Source organism: Luteimonas padinae (genome assembly GCF_014652935.1).
GTDB classification, from domain to species: Bacteria; Pseudomonadota; Gammaproteobacteria; order Xanthomonadales; family Xanthomonadaceae; genus Luteimonas; species Luteimonas padinae.
The window spans coordinates 1-1,224 of record NZ_BMZT01000028.1; the positions used below are offsets into that span (position 1 = coordinate 1).

At 65.4% G+C, this 1,224-nt stretch carries 1 protein-coding gene; it reads left to right on the forward strand.

Annotated elements, in window-relative coordinates:
* Positions 1 to 62 precede the first annotated feature (62 nt).
* Positions 63 to 1,219, forward strand: a protein-coding gene (locus IE168_RS14410) for an IS3 family transposase (RefSeq protein WP_189499506.1) whose coding sequence is annotated in 2 segments (ribosomal slippage) — positions 63 to 303 and positions 303 to 1,219 — 1,158 coding nt in all. Because the reading frame shifts where the segments join, the coding sequence is not laid out codon by codon here.
* Positions 1,220 to 1,224 lie beyond the last annotated feature (5 nt).

Consider the following 1,224-nt stretch of genomic DNA (forward strand, 5'->3'; position numbering starts at 1 on the left):
GGGTTCACCCCCGTTTTCACGGACACTTACGAGAAGGCCGATCGAGGCCATGAGGAGTGTTCATGTCGAAGCGAAGGAAGTTCAGTGCGGAGTTCAAGCGTGGTGCGGTTGAGCAGGCCAGCCAGCCGGGTGTCAGCTGTGCCCAGGTGGCCCGGGAACTGGGGATTCGGGATACGCTGCTGACCCGCTGGAAGCGGGAGGCGCAGAGCCGGGGCCAGGTGGCCTTCGGCGGCACCGGAACGCCGCGGGACGAGGAACTGGCGCGCCTCAAGCGCGAACTGGCCAGGGTCAAGAAGGAACGGGATTTTTTACGCGAAGCGGCGACGTTCTTTGCCAAGGGATCGTCCTGAGGTATCAGGCGATCGAACGTTGCCGCGATGAGTTCCCGGTTCGGCTGATGTGCCGCTGCCTGCGGGTCTCGGCCAGTGGTTACTACGACTGGAGCAAGCGCCTGCCAAGCACCCGCCAGCTCGACAACGAGCGCTTGCTCGACCGCATACGTGAGCTGCATGAAGACAGCCGGGGCACGCTGGGCGCCGGTCGGATGCAGGAAGATCTGGCCGATGCCGGCGAACCCGTCAGCCTGAACCGGGTGGCGCGCCTGATGGCTGAAGATGGCCTGCAGGGCTGGCCGCGGCCGAAGCGGCGTGGGCAGCGTGGCCGGCCCGCGCTGACGCCGCCGGGCGTGCGCAACCTGCTGGAACGGGACTTCACTGCGCTGGAGCCGGAGACCAAGTGGGTCACCGACATCACCGAACTCAAGACCCGGCAGGGCAAGCTGTACCTGTGCATCGTGCTGGACCTGTTCGACCAGCGCGTGGTGGGCTGGTCGATGCACCATCGGCAGGATCGGCAGATGGTGATCCGGGCCGTGCAGATGGCGGTCTGGCAGCGTCAGGGCAGCGACCCGGTGATCCTGCATTCCGATCGCGGCAGCCAGTTCCGGAGCGGCGACTACCAGCGTTACCTGGCGGCCAACGAACTGGTGTGCTCGATGAGCGCGGTGGGCCATTGCGGTGACAACGCGGCGTGCGAAGGCTTCTTCGGCCTACTCAAGCGCGAGCGGGTCTACCGCATGACCTACCCGACGCTCGATGCCGCACGGGCCGATGTGTTCGAATACATCGAGCGGTTCCACAACCCGAGGATGCGGCGCAGGGTCGCCAGGCAAGACCAGAAGCTGTCAGCTCTTTTACAACCGTCCGTGATTTCGGGGTAGAACCC